The 3,425-nt window shown below is 70.7% G+C and carries 2 protein-coding genes; both read right to left on the bottom strand.

Features of this window, described 5'->3' with window-relative positions; all coding sequences use genetic code 11:
- Nucleotides 1-112: 112 nt before the first annotated feature.
- The gene (locus YWW_RS0124165) at nucleotides 113-1,690 is read right to left on the bottom strand and encodes a glycosyltransferase family 2 protein (RefSeq protein ID WP_026932108.1); all 1,578 of its coding nucleotides are present in this window, start codon (nucleotides 1,688-1,690) and stop codon (nucleotides 113-115) included.
- Nucleotides 1,687-3,291 (bottom strand): glycosyltransferase family 2 protein, encoded by a 1,605-nt coding sequence (locus tag YWW_RS32740; protein WP_051326261.1) that lies wholly within the window; start codon nucleotides 3,289-3,291, stop codon nucleotides 1,687-1,689. The genes YWW_RS0124165 and YWW_RS32740 overlap by 4 nt, the downstream gene beginning before the upstream one ends.
- Between the last annotated feature and the right edge of the window lie 134 nt (nucleotides 3,292-3,425).

The following is a 3,425-nucleotide window of genomic DNA, read 5'->3' as shown; positions in this document are numbered from 1 at the left end:
TCGACCACCCGCTTGTTCACATCGGCACCGACGACCTCATGACCCTTCGACGCGAACTGGACCGCCAACGGCAACCCAATCTTCCCCAAAGCGACAACACAAATCTTCATCTTCACTTCCCGGTCATAGTGGACTTGAGGCGCCGCATGCCGCGGCGGATCGGTGTGGCGACGGCTTCGGCGGTCACGACCAAGCGGTCGCGAGGATCGTTCACGGTGGCGAGCCGCCAGCGGCGCAGTCCTCGGCGCGCTTCGCGCCGCCAAGGTTCCGCCTGGGCGGGCAGAGGCAGATCGTATACCCATTCGCCGAGGTGGACGTGGGCCCGGATCGCCCAAGCGGTGCCCGCCTCGGCGAGCCGCTCGATCGGGACCATCGCGCGGACGGCCAGTTCCCCGTCCTCGACGGCGGAGGTCGACTCGGTGTCGATGTCGAAGCCCGGTGCTTCGGCGATCGGGCTCCGCTTCGGTCCACCGGCGTGACGGGTCACGCGGACGGCGCCCAGGCGCACGGTCGGCGACCCGGACAGGCCGATCCGGCATTCGATGCGGACGGCGCCGTCTTCGGGTTCGAGGGCGGTCACGCGAAGGCGTTTGACCAGCCGCCCGGTGGCCTTCTCGTTGCCGAGGAGGAACCAGTGGTCGGGCAGCTCGGCGGCGGCATCGCGGAAGGCCGGGTAGGCGGCGAAGACACCGTCGGCTTCGATGTGGAACACCGGCCAGTCCCCCGATTCGAGGTGGGCGCGCAGCCCGACCAGGTCGCGGCGCTGCGCGAGGCCGATCCTGAGTCGCCGGTGGACGCCGAGCGCGTCGCGAATCCGCTCGGTCAGATAGCGGTCCGCGAGGGCGCCGACGCCGTCCACGACGTCGCGTTGCACGGCCTCGTCGAGTTCGAGCAGGTCGGAGCGCAGCAGGTTGCACAGCTCGACGTAGAAGTGCCGCTGCAGCAGCGCGTCGCGTTCGGCGCCGGGAGGGAGGAGCTCGGCGGTGAAGTCCATGATGCGCGCGGCGCATTCGAGGCGGCGGCGGTGGTCGGAGCTGTAGGTGATGTTGCTGCCGTCGGCGCGCCGGACCGCGAAGTAGTAGTCGTAGTCGTCGAGCACCGAGATGCGCCCGGCCTTCACCATCGCCTCGATGGTGAACGGCTGGTCTGAGCCGAAGGGCATGTCCTCGGGGTAGCGCAGCCGGTGGTCCTCGATCAGCTCGCGGCGGAACAGCTTGGTGTTCGACAGCGCCCACGGCAGCTTCGAGTCGTAGAGGCCGACGTCGGGACCGGACTTCGCGAACGCCTGCTTGGAGACGCCTTTGCCGTTGACGCCGACCATCTTGGCCACCAGGACGTCCGACTCGTATTCGTCGGCGGCGGCGACCATCCGCTCCAGCGCTTCGGGGCCGAGGTGGTCGTCGGCGCCGATGAAGAACATGTACCGGCCCGAGGCCCGCTCGATGGCGAGGTTGCTCGGTGCGGCGGGGCCGCCGGAGTTCTCCTGGTGGACGACGGTGACGGTGTCGGGGAACTTCGCGGCGTATCGGTCGAGCTCCTCGCCGCTGCCGTCGGTCGAGCCGTCGTCGACCGCGATCAGCTCGAAACGGTCGGCGCCGATCGTCTGGGACAGCAGCGATTCGAGGGTCTCGCTCAGGTAGGGCATGGTGTTGTAGACGGCCATGATCACCGTGACGTCGGGGCGGTTCATCCTCGACCTCCGACGGGCAGTCCCAGGCGCCGCAGGCACCGCTTGAGCGCGGCCCTGGGGCCGCGCCTGTGGAGCCGGACGATGATCCGGTCGCGGTCGTCGCGTTCGACCGCCGAGCGGCGACGGCCCCGCAGGGCCGAGGGCTGCGAGCGGGGCGCGCGCAGCGGCAGGTCGTAGCGCCGGTCGGCCAGCCGCAGGTACCACCGCAGCGACCAGCGGGAGGGGCGGGCGGCGGCCTCGAGTTCGCGCAGCCGCAGCCGGGCGCGGACGACGGTGGCCTCGCCGTCGGGGGTGAGGGCCACCTCGGCCTCGACTTGCGGTGCCAGCCGCTCCTCGGCGGGGACGGATCGGCGTTTGCGCGGGCGCTTGCCCTGCTTGAGGCGCACCGCTCCGACGCTGAGGTCGGCTTCGGCGAGACCGCTGACGGGGACGCGGAAGACGAGCTCCAGGCACGGGCCGCCCCCTTCGCCGGTCCAGGCGGTCGAGACCGGCTCGGTGCCGTTCGCGATCCGGCCCAGCACGGTGTCGCCGATGAGCTCGTAGCTCTCGTCGGCCGGGCCGCCGGATGCGCGGAAGCCCGGGTAGCGGGCGAAGGCGCGCTCGCCTTCGGCGACGAACCGCGGAGGCCCCTCGAACTCGATCGCCGCGCGGAGTCCGTCGAGGTCGCGCCGCTGCGCGTAGGCGAACCGCACGCGCTTCTCGACCGGGAGCTTGGCCCGCATCGCGTCGGTCAGGTGGGCGTCGGCGAGCTCGGCGACGCCGTCGCAGATGCCGCGGCGGCCTTCCTCGTCGAGGTCCAGCAGTCCTTCTTGGAGCAGGATCCACTGCTCGTACGCGAAGACGCGGTACAGCAGCGCGTCGCGCTCCTCGCCGGGCCCGTAGAGCCTGGTCACCGTCTCGACGATGCGGCGGGTGGCGTGGAGGCGCTCGGAGAGCTTGGAGCTGTAGGTGACGTTGGCGGCGTTGTCGCGCTCGACGGTGTAGTAGTACTCGTAGTCGGTCAGGGTGGCGATCCGGCGGGCCAGTGCCATCGCCTCGATGGTGAACGGCACGTCGCTGTAGACCGCCACGTCCTCCATGAACCGGAGCCCGTGCCGCTCGATCGGCTCGCGGCGGAACAGCTTGGTGTTCGACAGCGCCCACACCGCCTTCGACAGCGGGAAGGGCACGTCCAGGCCGGGTTCCTCGAACGCGGCCTTGGGGGCGCGGCGTCCGCCCTCCCCGATCATCTTGCCGAGCACGACGTCGCACTCGTTGTCGTCGGCGACGGCGACCATCCGCTCCAGCGCCTCGGGGCCGAGGTGGTCGTCGGAGCCGAGGAAGAACACGTAGCGCCCTTGCGCGAGGCCGAGGGCGACGTTGCTGGGGGCGGCCGGGCCGCCGGAGTTCTCCTGGTGGACGACGGTGACGGTGTCGGGGTGCTCGCGGGCGAAGCGGTCGAGCTCCTCGCCGCCGCCGTCGGTCGAGCCGTCGTCGACGGCGATCAGTTCCAGGCGGTCGGCGCCGATCGTCTGGGACAGCACCGATTCGACGCACCGGGTGACGTACGGCATCGTGTTGTACACGGCCACGATGACGCTGACGTCGGGAGTCCGGCTCATGCGCTCTGGCCCAGCGTCCCGTTGTGGATGTCTTCGAGAGCGATGGTTTGGCCGGTTTGGGCGGAGCGGAGCATGGTCTCGGAGACCGCGACCGTCGCCAGGCCCTGCGCGAGACCGACGACCTCATTGTCCAG

It is taken from the genome of Glycomyces tenuis DSM 44171 (assembly GCF_000427885.1).
Classification (GTDB): domain Bacteria; phylum Actinomycetota; class Actinomycetes; order Mycobacteriales; family Micromonosporaceae; genus Glycomyces; species Glycomyces tenuis.
The sequence above is the reverse complement of the archived record's forward strand: the minus strand, read 5'-3'. Positions and strand labels throughout refer to the sequence as shown.